The 18,513-nt window shown below is 64.6% G+C and carries 23 protein-coding genes; 7 read left to right on the top strand and 16 right to left on the bottom strand.

What is annotated here, in order from left to right; translation table 11 throughout:
• Positions 1 to 77: 77 nt before the first annotated feature.
• Positions 78 to 1,370, bottom strand: a complete 1,293-nt coding sequence (locus tag RFM52_RS23670; protein WP_320295014.1) for a LysM peptidoglycan-binding domain-containing protein — start codon at positions 1,368 to 1,370, stop codon at positions 78 to 80.
• On the opposite strand from RFM52_RS23670, the gene RFM52_RS23665 reads away from it, so the two are divergent.
• Positions 1,354 to 1,581, top strand: coding sequence for a hypothetical protein (locus RFM52_RS23665; RefSeq protein WP_320295013.1), 228 nt, complete (start codon positions 1,354 to 1,356; stop codon positions 1,579 to 1,581). The genes RFM52_RS23670 and RFM52_RS23665 overlap by 17 nt on opposite strands.
• 212 nt (positions 1,582 to 1,793) lie before the next feature.
• The gene (locus RFM52_RS23660) at positions 1,794 to 2,405 is read left to right on the top strand and encodes an LOG family protein (protein WP_320295012.1); all 612 of its coding nucleotides are present in this window, start codon (positions 1,794 to 1,796) and stop codon (positions 2,403 to 2,405) included.
• A 129-nt stretch (positions 2,406 to 2,534) separates the two neighbouring features.
• Here the strand turns inward: RFM52_RS23660 and RFM52_RS23655 are convergent, their stop codons facing one another.
• A complete protein-coding gene (locus RFM52_RS23655) occupies positions 2,535 to 3,422 on the bottom strand; it encodes a LysR family transcriptional regulator (protein ID WP_320295011.1) in 888 nt (295 codons plus the stop codon).
• Positions 3,423 to 3,537: 115 nt separating this feature from the next.
• Between RFM52_RS23655 and RFM52_RS23650 the strand changes: the two genes are divergently transcribed.
• Entirely contained in the window at positions 3,538 to 3,828 is a 291-nt protein-coding gene (locus RFM52_RS23650; protein WP_320295010.1) for a muconolactone Delta-isomerase family protein, read from the top strand.
• A 39-nt stretch (positions 3,829 to 3,867) separates the two neighbouring features.
• On the opposite strand, the gene RFM52_RS23645 is transcribed toward RFM52_RS23650, so the two are convergent.
• Positions 3,868 to 4,242 (bottom strand): hypothetical protein, encoded by a 375-nt coding sequence (locus RFM52_RS23645; RefSeq protein WP_320295009.1) that lies wholly within the window; start codon positions 4,240 to 4,242, stop codon positions 3,868 to 3,870.
• A 172-nt stretch (positions 4,243 to 4,414) separates the two neighbouring features.
• Between RFM52_RS23645 and RFM52_RS23640 the strand changes: the two genes are divergently transcribed.
• Entirely contained in the window at positions 4,415 to 5,185 is a 771-nt protein-coding gene (locus tag RFM52_RS23640; protein WP_320295008.1) for a pyrroline-5-carboxylate reductase, read from the top strand.
• Positions 5,186 to 5,497: 312 nt separating this feature from the next.
• On the opposite strand, the gene RFM52_RS23635 is transcribed toward RFM52_RS23640, so the two are convergent.
• Complete coding sequence (locus RFM52_RS23635) at positions 5,498 to 6,214, bottom strand: FadR/GntR family transcriptional regulator (RefSeq protein WP_320295007.1); 717 nt, start codon at positions 6,212 to 6,214, stop codon at positions 5,498 to 5,500.
• Between the two features lie 250 nt (positions 6,215 to 6,464).
• Between RFM52_RS23635 and RFM52_RS23630 the strand changes: the two genes are divergently transcribed.
• Both RFM52_RS23630 and RFM52_RS23625 read left to right on the top strand, forming a co-directional pair.
• Positions 6,465 to 7,496, top strand: coding sequence for an L-idonate 5-dehydrogenase (locus RFM52_RS23630; protein ID WP_320295043.1), 1,032 nt, complete (start codon positions 6,465 to 6,467; stop codon positions 7,494 to 7,496).
• Positions 7,483 to 8,265 (top strand): glucose 1-dehydrogenase, encoded by a 783-nt coding sequence (locus RFM52_RS23625; RefSeq protein WP_320295006.1) that lies wholly within the window; start codon positions 7,483 to 7,485, stop codon positions 8,263 to 8,265. The genes RFM52_RS23630 and RFM52_RS23625 overlap by 14 nt, the downstream gene beginning before the upstream one ends.
• Before the next feature lie 18 nt (positions 8,266 to 8,283).
• On the opposite strand, the gene RFM52_RS23620 is transcribed toward RFM52_RS23625, so the two are convergent.
• The 4 genes from RFM52_RS23620 to RFM52_RS23605 all read right to left on the bottom strand — a co-directional run bounded on the left by RFM52_RS23620 (position 8,284) and on the right by RFM52_RS23605 (position 10,929).
• Positions 8,284 to 8,766: a DoxX family protein gene (locus tag RFM52_RS23620; RefSeq protein ID WP_320295005.1), complete on the bottom strand. Its 483-nt coding sequence runs from the start codon at positions 8,764 to 8,766 to the stop codon at positions 8,284 to 8,286.
• Between the two features lie 251 nt (positions 8,767 to 9,017).
• Positions 9,018 to 9,479, bottom strand: a complete 462-nt coding sequence (locus tag RFM52_RS23615; protein WP_112101891.1) for a tetratricopeptide repeat protein — start codon at positions 9,477 to 9,479, stop codon at positions 9,018 to 9,020.
• Between the two features lie 36 nt (positions 9,480 to 9,515).
• Complete coding sequence (locus RFM52_RS23610; protein ID WP_320295004.1) at positions 9,516 to 10,487, bottom strand: MBL fold metallo-hydrolase; 972 nt, start codon at positions 10,485 to 10,487, stop codon at positions 9,516 to 9,518.
• Between the two features lie 226 nt (positions 10,488 to 10,713).
• Complete coding sequence (locus RFM52_RS23605; RefSeq protein WP_320295003.1) at positions 10,714 to 10,929, bottom strand: DUF680 domain-containing protein; 216 nt, start codon at positions 10,927 to 10,929, stop codon at positions 10,714 to 10,716.
• A 359-nt stretch (positions 10,930 to 11,288) separates the two neighbouring features.
• On the opposite strand from RFM52_RS23605, the gene RFM52_RS23600 reads away from it, so the two are divergent.
• On the top strand, positions 11,289 to 12,284 hold the full coding sequence (locus RFM52_RS23600) for a transporter (RefSeq protein WP_320295002.1): 996 nt from the start codon (positions 11,289 to 11,291) through the stop codon (positions 12,282 to 12,284).
• 10 nt (positions 12,285 to 12,294) lie between these two features.
• On the opposite strand, the gene rarD is transcribed toward RFM52_RS23600, so the two are convergent.
• From rarD to RFM52_RS23560, 8 genes are all read right to left on the bottom strand, one after another.
• Entirely contained in the window at positions 12,295 to 13,224 is a 930-nt protein-coding gene (rarD, locus tag RFM52_RS23595; RefSeq protein WP_320295001.1) for an EamA family transporter RarD, read from the bottom strand.
• Positions 13,225 to 13,540: 316 nt separating this feature from the next.
• Positions 13,541 to 15,154 carry a citramalate synthase gene (cimA, locus tag RFM52_RS23590; protein ID WP_320295000.1) on the bottom strand — a complete coding sequence of 538 codons (1,614 nt, stop codon included), beginning with the start codon at positions 15,152 to 15,154 and terminating at the stop codon, positions 13,541 to 13,543.
• Entirely contained in the window at positions 15,151 to 15,627 is a 477-nt protein-coding gene (locus tag RFM52_RS23585) for a GFA family protein (RefSeq protein WP_320294999.1), read from the bottom strand. The genes cimA and RFM52_RS23585 overlap by 4 nt, the downstream gene beginning before the upstream one ends.
• Positions 15,628 to 15,647: 20 nt before the next feature.
• Positions 15,648 to 16,622: a prolyl aminopeptidase gene (gene pip / locus RFM52_RS23580; protein ID WP_320294998.1), complete on the bottom strand. Its 975-nt coding sequence runs from the start codon at positions 16,620 to 16,622 to the stop codon at positions 15,648 to 15,650.
• The gene (locus RFM52_RS23575; protein WP_320294997.1) at positions 16,619 to 17,095 is read right to left on the bottom strand and encodes a GFA family protein; all 477 of its coding nucleotides are present in this window, start codon (positions 17,093 to 17,095) and stop codon (positions 16,619 to 16,621) included. The genes pip and RFM52_RS23575 overlap by 4 nt, the downstream gene beginning before the upstream one ends.
• Positions 17,092 to 17,583: a GFA family protein gene (locus RFM52_RS23570; RefSeq protein ID WP_320294996.1), complete on the bottom strand. Its 492-nt coding sequence runs from the start codon at positions 17,581 to 17,583 to the stop codon at positions 17,092 to 17,094. The genes RFM52_RS23575 and RFM52_RS23570 overlap by 4 nt, the downstream gene beginning before the upstream one ends.
• A gap of 33 nt (positions 17,584 to 17,616) precedes the next feature.
• A complete protein-coding gene (locus RFM52_RS23565; protein ID WP_320294995.1) occupies positions 17,617 to 18,003 on the bottom strand; it encodes a VOC family protein in 387 nt (128 codons plus the stop codon).
• Entirely contained in the window at positions 18,000 to 18,398 is a 399-nt protein-coding gene (locus RFM52_RS23560) for an endonuclease domain-containing protein (RefSeq protein ID WP_320294994.1), read from the bottom strand. The genes RFM52_RS23565 and RFM52_RS23560 overlap by 4 nt, the downstream gene beginning before the upstream one ends.
• Positions 18,399 to 18,513 lie beyond the last annotated feature (115 nt).

Raw genomic sequence — 18,513 nt, 5'->3', positions numbered from 1 at the left:
GACCGCTCCAGACTTAAGCCGTCGCCGCTATTTTGCCTCTTGCCCAAGAGGGGCCGTCCATACATGACGAAGCGCCCCTACTCCGTCTTCGCCGGCGCAGCTGTCATCTGCTCGCCCATGGCCTTCATGTCGGCATCCTCGCCTTCCTTCGACTTGGACGGCACCTTGAACACCTGGCCCGGCCAGATGCGGTCGGGATTGCGGATCTGGTCCTGGTTGGCGAGATAGATGGTGGAATAGCGCACGCCGTGGCCGTAGACGCGGCGCGAGATGCGCCAGAGCGTGTCGTTGCGGCGGATGATGACGGCGGCGCCGTCGGCATGTTCGAGCTTTGGCGCGACCGTCTCTGGCACGTCTGTCGAAGGCGTTGCCTCGGCGACCTTGGCGGGGGCCTCGCCGGTCGCAGCAGCGGCTGGCGCCTCGGCGGCCGTTGCCGGTTTGGCTTCCGCGGCCTGAGACCCGGCGCCCTGGACCTGTGCCAGCTTGGTCTCGGCCGGCTTGGCCTCGCCTGTCTTTGTTTCGGTCGGGGCGACGGCGGCGATCGACTCGCCGGGCTCGCGCTCGAATGGCACGGCGGCGCGGGCGACGACCTTGACGCCGTCGTCATCCAGCCCGTCGACATGGATGGTGTAGTTGCCGACCGGAATGTCGCGCGTCGCCTCGATCAGGAAATGGCCGTCGGGCGAGGTTTTGGCATCGCCGAGCAGGATGGCGTCGGCATAGGCGCGCACCTTGCGACCGGGATCAGCCGTCCCGGCGACGAAGATCTTGCTGCCGTCGATCTCGACCGCTTCGACGGCGATCTTGGGCTCCGCCGCAGCGGCCGCCGGAGCAGACGCCTGGTCGGTGGCGGCCGGCGCGGTCGCAGCCGGGGCTGTATCCGAACTCGACGCAGCCGGTGCGGGCGTTGCCGGAGCCTGCTTCGCCGGCGCCGCAGCCTGATCGGTCGCGGCCGGCGCCGCCGGCTTGGTCTCGGCCTCAGGGACGGTGATCAGCTGGGACGCCTTGCCGGGTTCCTCGACCATCGCCAGCACTTGGCCCGTCGGGCTCTGCGGCACCGAGACCACCGCGGTCTGGGCCGAGGCGACAGCCGTGCCGCCAACCGTCTGGCGCAGCGTGATCGTATAGTCGCCAGGCTTCAACGGGTTGTCGAGCACGATGGCGAAGGCGCCGTCAGGACCGGAATCGGTCGATCCAAGCACGGTGCCGCCATTCAGGATCTCGACCTTGGCGTTGGGCGCGGCGCTACCGGCGACGACGAGCGAACCATTGCTCTCGACGCGCACGACATCGAAGGTCGGCAGTGTCGGACCAGCCGCGGCGGCGGGCGCCTGGGCGGCCGGAGCCGCCGCGTTGTCGGCCGATGCCATTGTGTTGGCCGGCGCCATGGCGTTATTCGCCGGCGCCATCTTATTGGCAGGCGCCATGGTGTTGGCTGGCGCCATCGTGTTGGCCGGAGCCATTGTGTTCGCCGGCGCCTGGGGCACGCGCCCCTCTGTGCTCGTGCTCGAGGATTCGGCCGGTTTCGCATTGGTTTGCGGCAGCGCCGCGACCTGCGCCGGTTTCTGGTTGTTGATGTAAGGGTCGAGCGCACCCGACCCGTAGGCGACCGCCGCGACGGCGACAACGCCGCCCGCCGCGAACAAAAACGCCTTAGAAGGATTGATAGCCATAATTCCGTATTGCCCCCTTAGCCACCTAACGCCCGGTCTAGCGTGTTTTCCCGAGTCCGACAAGAAAAAGCCCGGCCGCGGGCTTGACCGCGCCAACCGTCCCTATCACCAATCATCGCCATGAACACGATTCGATCCGTCTGCGTCTATTGCGGCTCGTCTCCGGGCCGCGACGAGGCCTATATCAAGGCCGGCCACACACTCGGCCGCTCGCTTGCCAAATCCGGACTGCGCTTGATCTATGGCGGCGGCACCAAGGGCATCATGGGCGCCGTCGCCGATGGCGCGCTCAAGGCCGGCGGCAAGGTCACCGGCATCATCCCGCGCTTCCTGATCAACAGGGAGGCGACCGAGACCGCGCTCGACAAGCTCGACGAATTGCTGATCACCGACAACATGCACGAGCGCAAGCACAGCATGTTCGAAAAATCCGACGCCTTTGTGGCGCTGCCCGGCGGCATCGGCACGGTGGAGGAGATCGTCGAGATCATGACCTGGGCGCAACTCGGCCATCACCGCAAGCCGATCGTTTTCGCCAACGTCAAGGGCTTCTGGGACCCGATGCTGGCGCTGCTGGAGCACATGTCGGCCGAAGGCTTCATCCACACCGCGCAGCGGGTGAAGCCGCTTGTCGTCGACGACCCGGAAGCGATCGTCGCCGCCATCATGGTGGCCGGATCGTCGGTCGACGCGCCGACGGAGGGCGTGCGGTCGGTGATCGATAAGATGTGAGTAGTAAGTGGTGAATAGTGAATGGTGAATGGTGAGGCTGCGCAACTTTGCGCCGCCGTCTACTGAAGGCCTCCTAATCACTAATCACTAATCACTAATCACTAATCACTAATCACTAATCACTATTCACTATTCACTATTCACTGCCTCCCTCAAATCCCCAATCACCGCCCTTCGATCCTGCCGCCGCCATGCGAGATGGATCGACACGCTGCGCTTGAACCATGGCAGGTCGCGGAAGATCACGCCGGTGGGTGCTGCGCTTCGCAAGCTTTCCTGGACCGTGGCGAGACCGAGGCCGGCGCTGACCAGGCCGAGCGAGGTCAAGGGATCTGCCGTCTCATAGGCGATATCGGGCATGAAGCCGGATTCTGCGCAGGCCGCCAGGAACTGGGCGCGGTTGGTGTCGCCAGGCTGGCGCACGACGGTGATCCAGACGCGGCCGTCGAGGTGGCCGGGCGCAATGTCGGCGAGATCGGCGAGCGGATCGCCCTCCGGCAGCGCGAGCACCAGCGGCTCGCGCCGCACCAGCATGCTTTCAACATCCGGATCGCCCTCCGGCGCCGGCGAATAGACGAAGCCGAGATCGAGCACGCGCTGCCGCAGATCCTCGAATTGCGCGGCCGTCCGCCGGCTGCGCAATTGCAGATGGAAATCCGGCCGCGCGCGGCGGAAATCCCGCAGCATGGCGGCGACCAGTCCGGAATGCACCGCGCCCTCGACATAGCCGATGGCGAGGCTGCCTGTGGCGCCGCTGGCGAGGCTGCGGCCGAGCTCTTCCAGCCGCGCCGCGTTGGCAAGCAAGGCGCGGGCCTCGGCAAGGAAAGCCCTGCCCTCGGCGTTGAGATGGATGCGCTGCTTCGCCCGCTCGAACAGTGCGACGCCCAACTGCTCCTCGAGCTGCATGATCTGCCGGCTCAAGGGCGATTGCGAGATATGCAACTGCGCGGCGGCGCGGCCGACATTGCCGGCCTCGGCGACGGCGACGAAATATCTGATCTGGCGCAGGTCGAGCATCTTTTTGCTCCCCGGTTCAGGTCCTCGAAGGTCTCAACTATAGCCTAATCAGTCTTGGACAGTCTGGCTAGTCAGCGCGATATCTCTGGCATCAACCACCACAAAGGAGACCGCCATGCAGTTCTTTGCCCTGCTCACCCGAAACACCCAGAAGTTCGGCGACGCCGATTTCGCGCCGCTGCTGCCGCCCGAGTCCGAGCAGCGCAAGACGCTTTATGCGCAAGGCGCCGTGCGCCAGATCTGGAACCGCGGCGACATTCCCGGCAGCGGCATGATGTTCGAGGCTACCGACGAAAAGGAAGTACGCGGCCACCTTGCCACGCTGCCGCTGATCGAGGCCGGCATGATGGACATCGCGGCGATCGTGCCGCTCAACCCTTATCCCGGTTTCGGGCCGAAGCGGTGAGCCAAGCCTTATCCGCGAGGTTGCCATAGATCGGCAGCCTCACGGCCAGGCTTCCTGCATTGCGTTCACCGACAGCCACGCCATCGCGGGCAGCGCGACGAGCAGCGCCAGCCGCATGCCAGCGGATCGCGCCTGGTCGGGGTCCTGGCGCTGAAGCCGGCGCCAGATCTGGAAGGCGGCGAAGAGAATGAGCAGCGCATAAAAGCCGGCAAGCACCCACAATGCCGTCTCACCGGATATCGCAATGCCGTTATTCTCCAGCACCTTGCCGACCAGCATAGCCGGCCCGGCGATGAAGAAGGCGATGGCGACGCCGAACAGGAAGCCGATCATGGCGCCGGGGAAAGGCGTGGCCGACAGTGCCACGAGCACCGCCAGCAGGATGAGCAGGGTGATGAACGCGCGCTGGCTCATAGCCACATTCCCCGATCGGACTCAGCGAATGTATCAGGCCGGCCTTAATCGCACGTAACAGCCATGGTCGGCGCTATCCGGCCACAGTTTGGCGGGGATCGATCCCGCCCTTGCCGACAAGGGAACCGTCGCTATTGTCAGCGGCGATCCGGAACAAGGGGCGAAACACTCAATGAAACTTGGCTTTGTCGGCACGGGCACGTTGAGCTCGGCCATCGTCACCGGGCTGAAGTCGCTGCCGGACGAGACGACGCCGGTGGTGGTTTCGCCACGCAATGAAGAGATCGCCTCCGAGCTTGCCGCCCGCTACCCGGACGTGCGCATCGCCGCCGACAACCAAGCCGTGCTCGACCAGTGCGACACGGTCATGCTGGCGGTGCGGCCGCAGATCGCGCGCGAGGTGCTCAAGGCACTGCGGTTCCGGCCGGACCATCACGTCGTCAGCCTCATCGCCACGATATCGCGCGAAGAGATCGCCGGCCTCGTGGCGCCGGCGGCGCATGTCGGCAAGGCGCTGCCGATGCCGATGATCGCGCGCCTGCAAGGCGCAACGATCATCTGTCCGCCGGACCCGATCGTGGCGCCGCTGTTCGGCAGGCTGGGCGATGTGATCGAGGTCGAGGATCAAGGCGAGTTCGACGCGCTCAGCGTCGTCACCGCGACCTATGCCAGCTATTTCAAATATCTCGACACGATCCACACCTGGGTGCGCAGCCGGGGTGTGGCTGACGACAAGAGCCGCGCGTACATCGCCAGCATCTACAAGGCACTGGCCAATGCGCCCGACACGGCGCCTGGCCAAGACTTCATGCGCCTGTCGCAAGATTACGCGACGCGGGGCGGCATCAACGAGCAGGTGCTGCGCGAGTTGACCGAGCACGGCACGTTCGAGACTTTTGCGGAGATCCTCGGCCGCGTGCACCAGCGTATTACCCGCGAGTGATTGGGATTACTCCGGCGCTTTTAGACAAATGGCCACAAGGCCTTACGAGGCGATCGAGCGCGGGGCTGCTGAGCCGGACCGGGCCTTCCGCCATTCGCATTGGCGCACCAAAACATTGGCCGGGAACAAAGCCTATGCGTTAGCGTTGCCTCACATAACGACAATTTGGAGATCGTCATGCTGCGAGGCGGATTGCTTTGGCTTATCGGGATTCCTTTGCCCGTGATTCTCATTCTTTGGCTGCTGGGCTACCTGCACTAGCCGCCGACACCAGGCAGGCCGGGACGATATGCGCGTTCCGGCCTGAACGATTCAACTGGCGCCGGTTAGCTCAACGGCGGTGCGCACGCGGGCGAGCACTTCGCTCAGCATGTCGTGCATGGCCTTGCGCGCCCGGGCGGCGTCGCCGGCCTCGATCGCCCTCAGCACCTTGCCATGCGCGTCGAGGTCGCCGACCGGGTGGCCGAACAGCGCGTTGGTGGTCGGCACGCTGTATTGCAACGCGGTGTGGATCAGCGCCGAGAGCGGCAGGAAGAAGCGGTTGCCGGTGGCGGCGAGCACCGCCTCATGGAAAGCCGCATCCGACGAGACCGGATCGCCCTGGCCAGAGGATGCCGCGCGCATCGCCTCGAAGGCCTCGCGGATAGCGGCGATCTCGTCCGCGTTGTTACGGCTCGCCGCAAGCGCCGCCGCCTCGCATTCGAAGGCAAGGCGCACTTCCAGAAGCTCGGTGATGAAATGGCGTGGCGTCGCGCTGGCGCGCAGCCAGCCCAGCACCGAAGGATCGAGGAAGTTCCAGTCCTTCAGCGGCCGGATGCGCGAGCCACGCCGGGGACGGGTGAGCAGCAGGCCCTTGGCCGAAAGGATCTTCACCGCTTCGCGGGCAGCGCTGCGGCTGGCGTCGAAGCGGGCGCAGATCTCTTCCTCGCCCAACAGTGTCGCGCCGGGCGGAAACAGTCCACCGAGAATCTCGCGGCCGAGAATATTGGTTATCTCATCGGTTACCGACGAGGTCTGGTCGCCTGCCATTTGTCTCGGCCCATGTTCTGTTTTGACGCAATTCCGGACACAAAACCGCTCGCACTTTTCCTGGAATTGCTTTGGGTCTTCACGCCACTGTTACACGTGTGGGATCGACACCGCATTGACTAATTATCAAGGCGCACAGCTCGGCCTATTAATCCGATTTATCAGATAAATTGGATTGAACGCAGCCGGGCTTTGCTGCTAGCTGTGGGAACAGAAATTTCGGAGAGCCGGTTTGTCGCCCACGTCCTCGATGCGCGCTGTGGTGCTGCGCCGGCCGCTCGACCTCCATGTGGAGGAGCGAGCCGCCCCCTCGCCCGGCCCGGGCGAAGTGCTGGTGCGCATCACGCGCGGCGGCATCTGTGGCTCGGACCTGCACTATTTCCGTCATGGCGGCTTCGGCACCGTGCGCATGAAGGAGCCGATGATCCTCGGCCACGAGATCGCCGGCCGCGTCGAGGCGCTCGGCGCAGGCGTTTCGGGACCGGCCATCGGCGCGGCGGTGGCCGTCAATCCGGCAAACCCTTGCGGGGTCTGCGCCTTCTGCCGCATTGGTGAGCCGATCCATTGCCTCGACATGCGTTTTTTGGGATCGGCGATGCGCACACCGCATGTGCAGGGTGGCTTTGCCGAGCATCTCGTCTGCCGCGCCGAAAACACCGTGCCGCTGCCGAAGGGCTCCGACCCTACCGCCGGCGCCTTCGCCGAGCCTTTTGCCGTGACGCTGCATGCCGTCGCCCAGGCGCCGGTCTTTGGCGGTCGGGTGCTGATCATGGGCGCCGGGCCGATCGGCACGCTCCTGGTGCTCGCCGCGCGCTTTGCCGGCGCGCGCGAGATCGTCGTCACCGACGTGCAGGACAAGCCGCTGCAATACGCCGCCAAGGTGGGCGCCGACCGCACCATCAATGTCGCCACAAATGCCGATGCGTTGCACGTCTATGCCGCCAACAAGGGCTATTTCGACGTCGTGTTCGAAGCGGCCGGCCAGGGCGCCACGGTGGCCAGCGCATTGCAGTTCATCAAGCCGCGCGGCACGCTGGTGACCGTCGGCCAGGGCGCGACGGCGGAGCTTTCCATTTCGATGATCGTCACCAAGGAAATCCAGGTGAAGGGCAGCTTCCGCTTCGACACGGAATTCGCCCTGGCCGTCGACTTGATCGGCACGGGCCGCATCGACGTCGCGCCGCTGCTCAGCAACACGCTGCCGCTTGCCGAGGCGCGAAAAGCCTTCGAGCTGGCCAGCGACAAATCACAATCGATGAAGGTGCAAATTGCGTTCGACTGATTATCTCGGCCGTCTCTTCGGCCTCGAAGGCAGGCATGCCTTCGTCACCGGCGCCAGCCGCGGGCTGGGCCTCGCCTTCGCGGAGGCGCTGGCCGCCGCCGGCGCGCGCGTCACCATAGGCGGCCGCAAGGCCGACGAGCTCAAGGCCGCCGGCGAGAGGCTACGCACCGAGGGTTATTCGGTGGCGGAAGCCGTGATCGACGTCACCGATACGCAATCGGTCGACGCGGCGATCGCGGCGAGCGAAGTGGGCACCGGGCCGATCGACATCCTGGTCAACAATGCCGGCATCCAGCGCCGTGCGCCGCTCGAGACTTTTTCCGACGCCGACTGGGATGCACTGATGGCGACCAATCTCGACGGCGTGTTCAAGGTCAGCCGCGCCGCGGTGAAAGGCATGATCCAACGCCGCAAAGGCGTCATCATCAATGTCTCGTCGGTGCAGAGCGCCCTCGCCCGCCCCTCGATCGCGCCTTACGCGGCAAGCAAGGGGGCGATCATCATGCTGACCAAGTCGATGGCCGGCGAATGGGGCCAGCACGGCATACGCGTCAACGCCATCGCGCCCGGCTATTTCAAGACCGAGCTGAATGCTGCTCTGGTCGCCGACGAAAAATTCTCGACATGGCTCACCGGCCGCACGCCGATGCGGCGCTGGGGCGATGTCGAGGAACTCGCCGGCGCCGCCGTGTTCCTTGCCTCCGACGCCGCGAGCTTCGTGACCGGGCAGACGCTGCTGGTGGATGGCGGGATCACGAGCGTGCTGTGACGCGCGGCCGACGTCTCGTCAAACCGGCAAGCTCGTCTCCCCCACCGACAGATGTTGCTTGACGGTCGGATCAATCTTGGCACCCTTGGCGAAACCCGCCAGCAACCGATCGACCGACAGCCGGCCCGAACCGGCCAGCGCCAGGATGAACATGCCGCCGGCAATGGCGAGGTCCTTCTCGAAATGTAGAAGCTCGTTCTGGCTGGCGAAATTGGTGTGGAAGAGGGTGGCCGTCATCAGGCAGAACAGGCCGAGCCCGATCGCGCCGAGCCGCGCCAGGATGCCGAGCGCCACCGACAGGCCGGCGCCAAGCTGCAGCAGGATGGTGGCGACAAGCAGCGGCGTGCCGACGCCGAGCGCGGCCATCGCCTTCTGGGCCCCCTCGAAATGCGTCGCCAGTTGCAGTCCCTCATGCACGAAGATCAGGGACAGGAGCAGGCGGCCGGCGAGCAGGACCGCGTCCCTGGCGTGAAGTTTTTCGGCAAGTTCGATCGGTGTCATGGTCGGCTCCAATCCTTGGAAACAGGCATCTTGGAATTGAGCGGGAGTGCCACCCCGTCCGCATGGACGCGCGCCTGCGCGCTCGGGTTGAAGGGTCGGAGCCGGCGCGAGGGAGAGGAACGCCGGCTCCGGTTTTCGGGCGCTACCGCCGTGGCGCCCAAAAAAGGTCGATGCTTATAGGTCCGCGCAAGGCCCTCTCCGGCCGCTTCGCGGCCACCTCTCCCCACTTTGTGAGCGAGGAAGCAGGCCGCCTACTTCGTCACCTTGGTATCGATGGCCTGCTTGAGATCGGAGAGCTCCTCGCAGCCCGCCGGGCAGAGCTTCTGCAACGAGGCGAGTTGCTCGTTGGCCTTGGCCATGTCGCCGGTCTCGACATAGAGCTCGCCCAGATATTCATGCGCCGCCTTGTGGTCGGGCTTAAGCTCCAGCGCCTTGGTGTAGTAGGTGAGCGAGGTCTGGTAGTCGCCGGTCTTGCGCAGCGTGAAGCCGAGCAGATTGTAGACGTCGGCCTGCTGGGTGTCCTGCGCGAGGTCACGCAGATCGGCCAGCGCGCCCTTGTAGTCCTTGGCCTCGATCTTGGCTTTCACGGCCGTCAGGTCGGGTGCATCGGCGCCTTCGATGTCGTCCACGGCATAGGCCGGAACGGCGATGGCGATGGGAGCCGCGGTCAAGACCGCAATGGCGCCGAGCACCGCGAAAAGTGCGTGTTTCATGGGAGTTGTCGCTTTCTGTTCAGGATCCGATTCCGATCAGATCTGGGTTGGGGTGAAGGCGTAGGCGTTGCCGTCCTTGACGAAGCTGCCTGTGCCGGGGAACGGGAAGTGCGAGCCGCAGATGCGGACATTGTCGGCGATCACCTGGTCAATGATCTTGTGGCGCGTGGCGATCGCCATCGGCCCGTCCTGGTCATAAGCGCCCTGCCATTCGGGATGCGGGGCGAGCAGCGCCGGCACGTACATGGTGTCGGCCGAGACGAGGAACTGCTCGGAGCCGGCATCGACATGGTAGACGGAATGGCCGGGCGTGTGGCCGGGCGCCGCCATGAGGCGGATGCCGGGCACCACTTCCGCGCCGTCGTCGACCAGCTTCCAGTTCTTCCATTTCGGGAAGTTCTCGGCGATGCGCTTGCCGGCGGGCTTGCGGCCCTCGGGCAGCTTGGCCAGCCGGCTCGGATCCGTCCACCAATTGTATTCGGTGGCGTTGACGATGAGCTCGGCATTCGGGAACACCGGATCGTTGGTGCCCTTCTCCATCAGGCCCCAGACATGGTCCGGATGGAAATGCGAGATCATGATGGTGTCGATCGCCTTGTAGTCGATGCCGGCCGCCTTCATGTTGGCCGGCAGATGCGTGGCGTTGGCTTGCCACTGGCCGACGCCGGAGCCGGCATCCATCATGATGGTGCGGCCGTTCATCTGGAGAACGACGACGGTGAGCGGGATCGGCATGAACTCGGTGGTCAGCCCCGCCTTGGCGAGCGCTGCCTTGGTGTCGTCGACCGACACGTCCTTGATGAAGGCCGGGTCGTGCGGCTTGCGCCAGATGCCGTCATAGACGGCGGTGACCTCGAGCGAGCCGACCTTGTATTTGTAGAAGCCGACCAGCGGCTCGACCGGGGTTTCGGCGTGAGCCGCGGGCGCGAATTCCAGCTTGCCGGCAATGCCGAAGGCGGCGGCGGCGGCGGCGGATCCGAGCACCATGCGGCGTGTCATATTAAACATCAGAAATCTCCTCTTGTGGCTTGCGGGTTTGCTTCATGTTTCAGGCGGTATGAGAGAATGGCGGAGGGCCCGGTGCGACCCTCCGCCGACTGCGGAAGCCGGCGCCGGCCGGTCCGACTGAAGACTGGTCCGGCGCCGGGGAGATCGGGGCTTTCGGATCGTGGAGCCCGGAGTGAGGCGTGCCTTCCTCACACAGGGATCAGGACCTTTGGCCCCTCACTCCAGCTCAGTGACCCCAAATGCCCTGGCCGGGCTCGTCCGCAGCAATCTTGGCCGCCATGTCGTGGCGGGCCATTTCGGGCTTCGCGATGGAAGCGGTCGTGGTGGTGTCGACGGCGACGGCCTGCTGGCCGGCATTCGTCGCGGAGAAGTGGTCGCTGCCGGCGAAGGCGCCGCTGGTGGCGACGAGAATGGCGGCTGCGGCAAAGACGATCTTGTTCATGTGCGTATTCCTTCCGGTTTGGTTGGTGCGTGCCTTGGGAGGATGGCCTCGCTACACAGCAAGACCCGGAAGGCCCGGGGTTTATTCCCGGGGCGCGGAAGAATTTTTTGGGTCGCACGAAATCAGGACTGAAGCCGCCTAGAGCATGACGCCGAAAAGTGTGAAGCGGTTTTCGGATGACATCATGCTCTATCTCTTTGATTTGGAGACGGATTCAGATTTCAGGTCGACGACCTGAAATCATCCGGCTCTGACGTCGGCCGTCATCGAACTGTCACACCCAACCGGGTGGCGCATGCTAGAAATGCTGCCTGGCCGCCCCCGCGACCCCGACCGCATCAAGAGCCGGCGAAGCCGCCATGAACGTCGCCCTCCCCGCCGAAGGCACAGACCTCTCGCCCTACCTGCCGGACGAGCACGGGCTGTTCTTCATCTATCATTTCAAGGCCGACGGTTCCCGCACCAAGGATCCCGCCGAGGCGCACTGGAGCTGGCGCAGCTATCAGATCACCGACATGCGCGCCCGCCACGAGATCGGCGCCGAGCAGGCTTTGCCTACGCCGGTGCGCGATGCCTTCCTGTCGCCCAGCCATGGCTGCCAGATCGATTTCGAGGACGACTTCCTCTATGGCGACCTCCCCGACCTCAGGCACGATTTTGCCGAATCGCGCGGACTCACCCACTTCCGCTTCGCCTTCAACGACAAGATGCTGGTCGGCGCCCGCAAGCAGCCGCTGGAATCGGTCGACAAGGTCCGCAAGCTGGTGGAGAGCGGCACGCGAAAATTCCGCACGCCGGCCGAGCTGATCGAGGCGGTGATGGGCCACTCGCTCGACGGCATGGCGGCCGAGCTCGACAGGATGGGCGACACGCTCGATGGCATCGAGGACCGCATCGTATGCGATGCATGGCATAATGAGCGCCAGGCGCTGGTCGACGCGCGCCGGCAACTGGTGCTGATCCACCGGCAGATGGCGACGCTCACCAACCTCTTCCGCCATCTCGACCATTCGCATCGCAATGAATTGCCGGACCCGATCAACGACATGGCGACCAGGCTCTCGCACCGGGCGCACACGCTGCATCACGACGGCGAGCAGTTGCAGGCGCGCACGCGCCTGTTGCAGGATGAGCTGATGGCGAAGCTGACCGAGCAGTCGAACCAGCTGCTCTATATCCTCTCCGTCATGACGGCGGTGCTGTTGCCGATGACCATCATCTCCGGCCTGTTCGGCATGAATGTCGGCGGATTGCCGCTGGTCGACACGCCGCACGGCTTTTGGGTGGTGACGGCGATCTCGGTCGTCATCGCCGGCATTGTTTATAAGATCGTGCGGCGGCTGGGGCGGGTGTAGCGCGCCGATCCTATCTCGTCGCCGGCGCCGCCTGGCGGACCTCGCGGCCCCTGAACATCGACCAGCTATACATGGCCAGAGCCGCCCAGATCAGCGCGAAGGCGATGGCCTGTGTCGTGCCGAACGGCTCGCCGAAGATCAGCACGGCGATAAGGAACACCATGGTCGGCGCGATATATTGCATGATGCCGATGGTGGAGAGGCGCAGCAGCCTGGCGCCGAACGCAAACAGCAGCAGCGGCACCGCGGTGACCGGGCCGCAGCCGATCAGCAATGCGGCGTCGGCGCCGGTGCTGGAAATCAAATGATCCTGGCCGGTGGCGATCAGGTAGGCGAGGTAGCAGAGCGCCGGCACCGAGAGCAAAAGCACTTCGAGCAGGAACCCCTGGCTCGGGCCGATCGGCAGCGTCTTGCGGAAGAAGCCGTAGGCGGCGAAGGAAAAGGCGAGTGCCAACGAGACCCAGGGCAATTTGCCGGCCTCGACGGTGAGCACCGCCACCGCGATCGCGGCCAGCGCGACCGCTGCGATCTGCAGCCGGTCGAGCCGCTCGCCGAGCAGCACGGCGCCGACAACGACGCTGACCAGCGGATTGATATAATAACCGAGCGCGGTCTCGACGGTACGGTCGACAGCGATCGCCCAGACATAGATACCCCAGTTGATCGAGATCAGCACCGCCGTCAGCGCCGCCATGGCAAGGCTCTTCGGCGAGCGGATCGCCGCCTTGAAGTCGGCGGTGCGGCCGGCCCAGATCAGCACCGCCGCCGCGATCGGCACCGACCAGACGACGCGGTTGGCGATCACCTCGGCAAGCGGCAGATGCGCCACCGCCTTCATGTAGAAGGGCAGCAGCCCCCAGAGGAAATAGGCGCCAAGCGCCAGGAGGAAGCCGCGGCGACCCCTGGCGTCCTGATCGAGATCGGCTGTAGCGGTGATCATGGCCCAACGCTATGGCCCAGCGGACCGCCCAAGACCATCACAAAATTATGATGGATCAATGGACTTCTTGTGATGGTTCAAGCGAGCGAGGCGCAAGTTCCTCGCCCCACGCAGTGGGGAGAGGTGGCCCGGCGAAGCCGGGACGGAGAGGGGTCAGCGCGGTGGCTGACAATTTGCCGCAAAGGACAAAGCTGGTTTGTGACCGGCCTCGCACCCCGTCTTGCATCGGCTCTGGCTTCGCGGAGGGTGCCCCCCTCTCCGTCCCGGCTGCGCCGGGACACCTCTCCCCCGCTTTGCGGGGGCGAGGAAAGGAGCCCTACTCCGCTGCCACCAGCCCGGCCATTTCGCGGTTCTTCATCAGCTTGTAGACGATCGAATCCATCAGCGCCTGGAAGGAGGCGTCGATGATGTTTTCCGACACGCCCACCGTCCACCAGCGGGCGCCGGTGGAATCGTGCGATTCGACCAACACCCGGGTGATGGCCTCGGTGCCGCCGTTGAGGATACGCACCTTGAAGTCGGCAAGCTCGAGATCGACGATCTCGCTCTGGTATTTGCCGAGGTCCTTGCGCAGCGCGATGTCGAGCGCGTTGACCGGGCCATGGCCTTCGGCCACCGACATCTTCTCCTCGCCGTCGACTTCGACCTTCACGATCGCCTCGGAGACGGTCTTCAGATTGCCGTTTGCGTCGAAGCGGCGCTCGACCATGCAGCGGAAGGAGGTGACGTTGAAGAACTCCGGCAGGCCGTGCAGCATTTTTCGCGCAAGCAGCTCGAAGGAGGCGTCGGCGCCTTCATAGGCATAGCCTTCGGCCTCGCGCTCCTTGACCACCGCGATCAGCGCGTCGAGCCGGTGATCGTCCTTCGGTACATCGATGCCGCGCCGCTTCAGCTCGGCAAGGAAATTCGCCTTGCCGCCCTGGTCGGAAACCATGACTCGGCGACGGTTGCCGACGGCTTCCGGCGGCACGTGCTCATAGGTCGCCGGTTCCTTGGCCAAAGCGGACGCATGGATGCCGGCCTTGGTGGCAAAGGCCGAGGAGCCGACATAGGGCGCCTGCGCTTCCGGCGCGCGGTTGAGCAATTCGTCGAACGCGCGGGAAAGCCTCGATATTCCGGTCAGCGCTTCGGCCGAGATGCCGGTTTCGAAGCGATCGGCGAAGGCGGGCTTCAGCGAGAGCGTCGGGATGATGGAGATCAGGTTGGCGTTGCCGCAGCGCTCGCCGATGCCGTTCAGCGTGCCCTGGATCTGGCGCACGCTGGCCTCGACGGCGGCCAGCGAATTCGCCACCGCCTGACCTGTATCGTCATGGGCATGGATGCCGAGATGATCGCCCGGGATGCCGCCGGCGATCACCTTGCCGACGATTTCGCGCACTTCCGAAGGCTGCGTGCCGCCATTGGTGTCGCACAGCACCACCCAGCGCGCGCCGGCGTCATAAGCGGTCCTGGCGCAGGCGAGCGCGTAATCGGGATTGGCCTTGAAGCCGTCGAAGAAATGCTCGCAGTCGACCATCGCTTCCTTGCCGGCCGCGATCGCGGTCTCAACCGAGGTCTTGATCGACTCCAGGTTCTCCTCATTGGTGCAGCCGAGCGCGACGCGCACGTGATAGTCCCAGCTCTTGGCGACGAAGCAGATGGCGTCGGATTTCGACTGCACCAGCGCTGCCAGCCCCGGATCGTTGGAAGCCGAGACCCCTGCCCGCTTGGTCATGCCGAAGGCGACGAATTTCGCGCTCACCGTCCGCTTCTTCTGGAAGAAGGCGGTGTCGGTCGGATTGGCGCCGGGATAGCCGCCCTCGACATAGTCGATGCCGAACGCGTCGAGCAGTTTGGCGATGGCGATCTTGTCCTCGACGGAAAAGTCGATGCCCGGCGTCTGCTGGCCGTCGCGAAGGGTGGTGTCGAAGAGATAAAGGCGTTGCTTCATCGGAGATTTCCTGGGGTCGACCATTCGCTCGTGTCATGATCGGGATGCTGAAAGGGGCGGCGGCGTAGAATCTCTTCCGGAGAAGCTGAACTTTTCACCTCCGGCAAGCCGGCCAATCGATTGAACCATGGCATGCGAGCCCCAGCCCAATGTTGCCGAATTGGTTCCAAGCGCGTGGGGTCGTCGAGACTGCCTATTGAAAGGTCGATTGTTTCGACATTTACATGCCAGAAAGTCAGCGGGGTTCCGCATTCGGCGCAGAAGCCACGTTCTCCCACCTCCGAACTGCGGTAGAGGGCTGGCCGGCCACGAGTCCATTCGAGATCCGGAAGATGCACTTTGAAAAAGGGCCAAAACACCGAGCCGACAGCTTTCTGGCACATCCGGCAATGGCAGATTGCGGGATCGGCGGCGTTACGCGCGCTGTAGCGAATAGCGCCGCATTGACACCCGCCAGTGAGTATTTCGCCCATTTTTTCAGCTTTCGACGTACCTAAGTTGCATTGCCGCCAGCAAACCTATCCGTCGCCCGGATCAGCCGATCCAGAATCCCGGGCTCCGAATAGGCGTGCCCTGCCCCCTCGATCAGATGAAAATCCGCTTTCGGCCACGCCTTGTGCAGCGCCCAGGCATATTTTGCCGGGCACGGCATGTCGTAGCGGCCGTGGACGATGGTGCCGGGGATGTCCTTCAGCTTCCAGGCGTCGCGCAGCAGCTGTCCCTCCTCCAGCCAGCCGGCATGGACGAAATAATGGTTCTCGATGCGGGCGAACGCGACCGCGTAGTCGTCCTGGCCGAACGGCGTGCTTGTCTCCGGCTCGGGCAACAGCGTGATCGTCTCGCCTTCCCACAGGCTCCAGGCAAGAGCCGCGTCGACCTGAGCCTTGCGGTCGGAGCCGACAAGCCGCTTGCGGTAAGCGGCCATCATGTCGCCGCGCTCGGCCTCGGGGATCGGCGCCAGGAAGCGTTCCCACTTGTCCGGGAACATCTCGGAGACGCCGAACTGATAGTACCATTCGAGCTCGGCGCGGGTGAGCGTGTAGATGCCGCGCACGACGAGCTCGCTGACGCGCTCCGGATGCGTCTCGGCATAGGCGAGCGCCAGGGTCGAGCCCCAGGAGCCGCCGAAGACAAGCCATTTGTCGAAGCCCGCCATCTCGCGCAGGCGCTCGATGTCGGCGACGAGATGCCAGGTGGTGTTGGCCTCCAGCGAAGCGTTGGGCGCCGACTTGCCGCAACCGCGCTGGTCAAACAGGACGACGTCGTAGAGTTTCGGGTCGAACAGGCGCCTGTGCTTCGGCGAGATGGTGCCGCCCGGACCGCCATGCAGGAACACGGCGGGCTTGGCGCCCTTGGTGCCGCAGCGCTCCCAATAGATGGTGTGGCCGTCGCCGACATCGAGCATGCCGGACTCGAACGGCTCGATCTCCGGATAGAGCGTGCGCAAGGAACTGTTGTGGATCGTCATAGTTTCAAGCCCTGCTGCGGCCAGTTGGCCGTCTCGTGGTCGGGATGCTGGAAGGAGATGATCTGCTCCTGACGTCGATAGAAATCGGGGTCGTCATGGACCGGCGCCTCGAAGATCTTCTCCACCCAGGGCAGGCGAACCGCGTAGTTGACCTGGATCTGGGGCGCGAGGTCGGAGCGGTCGTCGAAGGCGCCGATGGCGATCTCCAGCGCGCCCGGCTGGCGATAGGTCAGCGGCGTGCCGCAGCGCGCGCAGAAGCCGCGGTCGATGTTGACCGAGGACTGGAAATAGCTCGGCTCCTCATGGGTCCATTCGACGCCGTCCTTCGGCACCGTCACCAACGCGCCGAAGAAGGAGCCGAACTGCTTCTGGCACATGCGGCAATGGCAGATGGACGGGCGCCCGAGCTTGCCCTTGATGCGGAAGCGCACAGCGCCGCACTGGCAGCCGCCTGTTCGAACTTGATCGGTCATGGTCTTTCCTCCGGCGGCCATTGGTCGGTGTCGTGATCGGGATGCTGGTAGGAGACGAGTTCGGCGAGATAAGGCGCCGAGGCGATATCGGCCATCGTGTCCTCAGACGGCAGTTTCGGGATACCGTCGACATAGGGAAGCTTTGCTTCGACGCCCCATTGGATGGTCGGCGCGATGCCCGTTGGATCGTCGAAGGCGGCGATCGCCAGCGCCATGCCGTCCGATGCCTCGAAGGTCAGCGGCGTGCCGCATTCGGCGCAGAAGCCGCGCCAGGCGGCATTCGACGAGCGGAAGCGTTTCGGTTCGCCGCGCGTCCAGTCGAGCGTGGCGCCGCGCACCGAAACCAACGGCAGATAGAAATTGCCGCTCGCCTTCTGGCACATGCGGCAATGGCAGACCGAGGCGTCGCCAAGCGCGCCCTCGACGCGGAAGCGCACGGCGCCGCATTGGCAGCCGCCGGTGTAGACCGGCCGGTTGTCGAGGCTCATGACACACTCCCGATCATGGGCTGCTTTTGGGGCTCACTCCGGATCATGGCAGACCGCCTCGACATTGTTGCCGTCGGGATCGAAGACGAAGGCGCCGTAATAGTTGGGGTGATAGTGCGGGCGCAGGCCAGGTCCACCATTGTCCTTGCCGCCGGCGGCAAGTGCTGCCGCATGGAAGGCGTCGACCTCGGCGCGGCTGCGCGCGGTGAAGGCGACGTGTTGGGTCGATCTCGGCTTGTCCGTGCTGTCGCTCAGCCAGAACACCGGCCGGTCGCGGCCATAGCCGCCAACCTTGGCGCCGCCGGTATATTCCTGAGGCACCATGTAGAGCAGCGAAGCCCCCAGCGGCGCCATCGCCTTGTCGTAGAAAGCCTTCGAGGCGCCGAAATCGGAAACGGTGATGCCCAGATGATCGATCATAGGACGAGATCCTCCGTTGGTGGCGCGGGCGCATCGGCCAGGCCGGCCACGATGACGATATGCTGGCAGACATTGTCGATATCGCGGATCACGTCGTCGTTCCAGAAGCGCAGGATGGTCCAGCCTAACGTTTCGAGCTTCGTGGTTCGCACGACGTCGGAAGCCGAAACTTCTTCATGAGCGTGCTGCGAACCATCAATCTCGACGATCAGCTTTTTGTCAGGGCAAGCAAAGTCGACGATATAACCTGCGATAGGCATTTGCCGCCGAAAGGAAAGGCCCATCAGCCTGTGTGCCCGGACTTCGTTCCAGAGCTTCAGTTCGGCATCTGTCATTTCCTTGCGCATCTTGCGCGCATTGCCGCGATTGATCGGGGATACCCGATGATGGGTCATCGCGAGGCCCCCCTCTCTGCCCTGCCGGGCATCTCCCCCTCAAGGGGGGAGATTGGACGTCGCCTTGGCTTTCGCCAATCGCTGAGGTGGAACAAAAGGCGCCTGCCGCGAAGCT

This window comes from Mesorhizobium humile (genome assembly GCF_033977215.1).
In the GTDB taxonomy this organism is placed as follows: domain Bacteria; phylum Pseudomonadota; class Alphaproteobacteria; order Rhizobiales; family Rhizobiaceae; genus Mesorhizobium; species Mesorhizobium humile.
This window is presented reverse-complemented; position numbering and strand designations above follow the sequence as displayed.

What these genes read in the sequence shown, in the direction of transcription:
- RFM52_RS23565 (WP_320294995.1), bottom strand. Translation starts at nt 18,003, where the DNA reads ATGATCGATCATCTGGGCATCACCGTTTCCGATTTCGGCGCCTCGAAG.
- RFM52_RS23600 (WP_320295002.1), top strand. Translation starts at nt 11,289, where the DNA reads ATGAACGTCGCCCTCCCCGCCGAAGGCACAGACCTCTCGCCCTACCTG.
- RFM52_RS23605 (WP_320295003.1), bottom strand. Translation starts at nt 10,929, where the DNA reads ATGAACAAGATCGTCTTTGCCGCAGCCGCCATTCTCGTCGCCACCAGC.
- RFM52_RS23640 (WP_320295008.1), top strand. Translation starts at nt 4,415, where the DNA reads ATGAAACTTGGCTTTGTCGGCACGGGCACGTTGAGCTCGGCCATCGTC.
- RFM52_RS23585 (WP_320294999.1), bottom strand. Translation starts at nt 15,627, where the DNA reads ATGGGCGAAATACTCACTGGCGGGTGTCAATGCGGCGCTATTCGCTAC.
- RFM52_RS23670 (WP_320295014.1), bottom strand. Translation starts at nt 1,370, where the DNA reads ATGGCATCGGCCGACAACGCGGCGGCTCCGGCCGCCCAGGCGCCCGCC.
- RFM52_RS23655 (WP_320295011.1), bottom strand. Translation starts at nt 3,422, where the DNA reads ATGCTCGACCTGCGCCAGATCAGATATTTCGTCGCCGTCGCCGAGGCC.
- RFM52_RS23660 (WP_320295012.1), top strand. Translation starts at nt 1,794, where the DNA reads ATGAACACGATTCGATCCGTCTGCGTCTATTGCGGCTCGTCTCCGGGC.
- RFM52_RS23630 (WP_320295043.1), top strand. Translation starts at nt 6,465, where the DNA reads ATGCGCGCTGTGGTGCTGCGCCGGCCGCTCGACCTCCATGTGGAGGAG.
- cimA (WP_320295000.1), bottom strand. Translation starts at nt 15,154, where the DNA reads ATGAAGCAACGCCTTTATCTCTTCGACACCACCCTTCGCGACGGCCAG.
- RFM52_RS23570 (WP_320294996.1), bottom strand. Translation starts at nt 17,583, where the DNA reads ATGAGCCTCGACAACCGGCCGGTCTACACCGGCGGCTGCCAATGCGGC.
- RFM52_RS23560 (WP_320294994.1), bottom strand. Translation starts at nt 18,398, where the DNA reads ATGACCCATCATCGGGTATCCCCGATCAATCGCGGCAATGCGCGCAAG.
- RFM52_RS23620 (WP_320295005.1), bottom strand. Translation starts at nt 8,766, where the DNA reads ATGACACCGATCGAACTTGCCGAAAAACTTCACGCCAGGGACGCGGTC.
- RFM52_RS23650 (WP_320295010.1), top strand. Translation starts at nt 3,538, where the DNA reads ATGCAGTTCTTTGCCCTGCTCACCCGAAACACCCAGAAGTTCGGCGAC.
- pip (WP_320294998.1), bottom strand. Translation starts at nt 16,622, where the DNA reads ATGACGATCCACAACAGTTCCTTGCGCACGCTCTATCCGGAGATCGAG.
- RFM52_RS23645 (WP_320295009.1), bottom strand. Translation starts at nt 4,242, where the DNA reads ATGAGCCAGCGCGCGTTCATCACCCTGCTCATCCTGCTGGCGGTGCTC.
- RFM52_RS23615 (WP_112101891.1), bottom strand. Translation starts at nt 9,479, where the DNA reads ATGAAACACGCACTTTTCGCGGTGCTCGGCGCCATTGCGGTCTTGACC.
- RFM52_RS23575 (WP_320294997.1), bottom strand. Translation starts at nt 17,095, where the DNA reads ATGACCGATCAAGTTCGAACAGGCGGCTGCCAGTGCGGCGCTGTGCGC.
- rarD (WP_320295001.1), bottom strand. Translation starts at nt 13,224, where the DNA reads ATGATCACCGCTACAGCCGATCTCGATCAGGACGCCAGGGGTCGCCGC.
- RFM52_RS23635 (WP_320295007.1), bottom strand. Translation starts at nt 6,214, where the DNA reads ATGGCAGGCGACCAGACCTCGTCGGTAACCGATGAGATAACCAATATT.
- RFM52_RS23610 (WP_320295004.1), bottom strand. Translation starts at nt 10,487, where the DNA reads ATGTTTAATATGACACGCCGCATGGTGCTCGGATCCGCCGCCGCCGCC.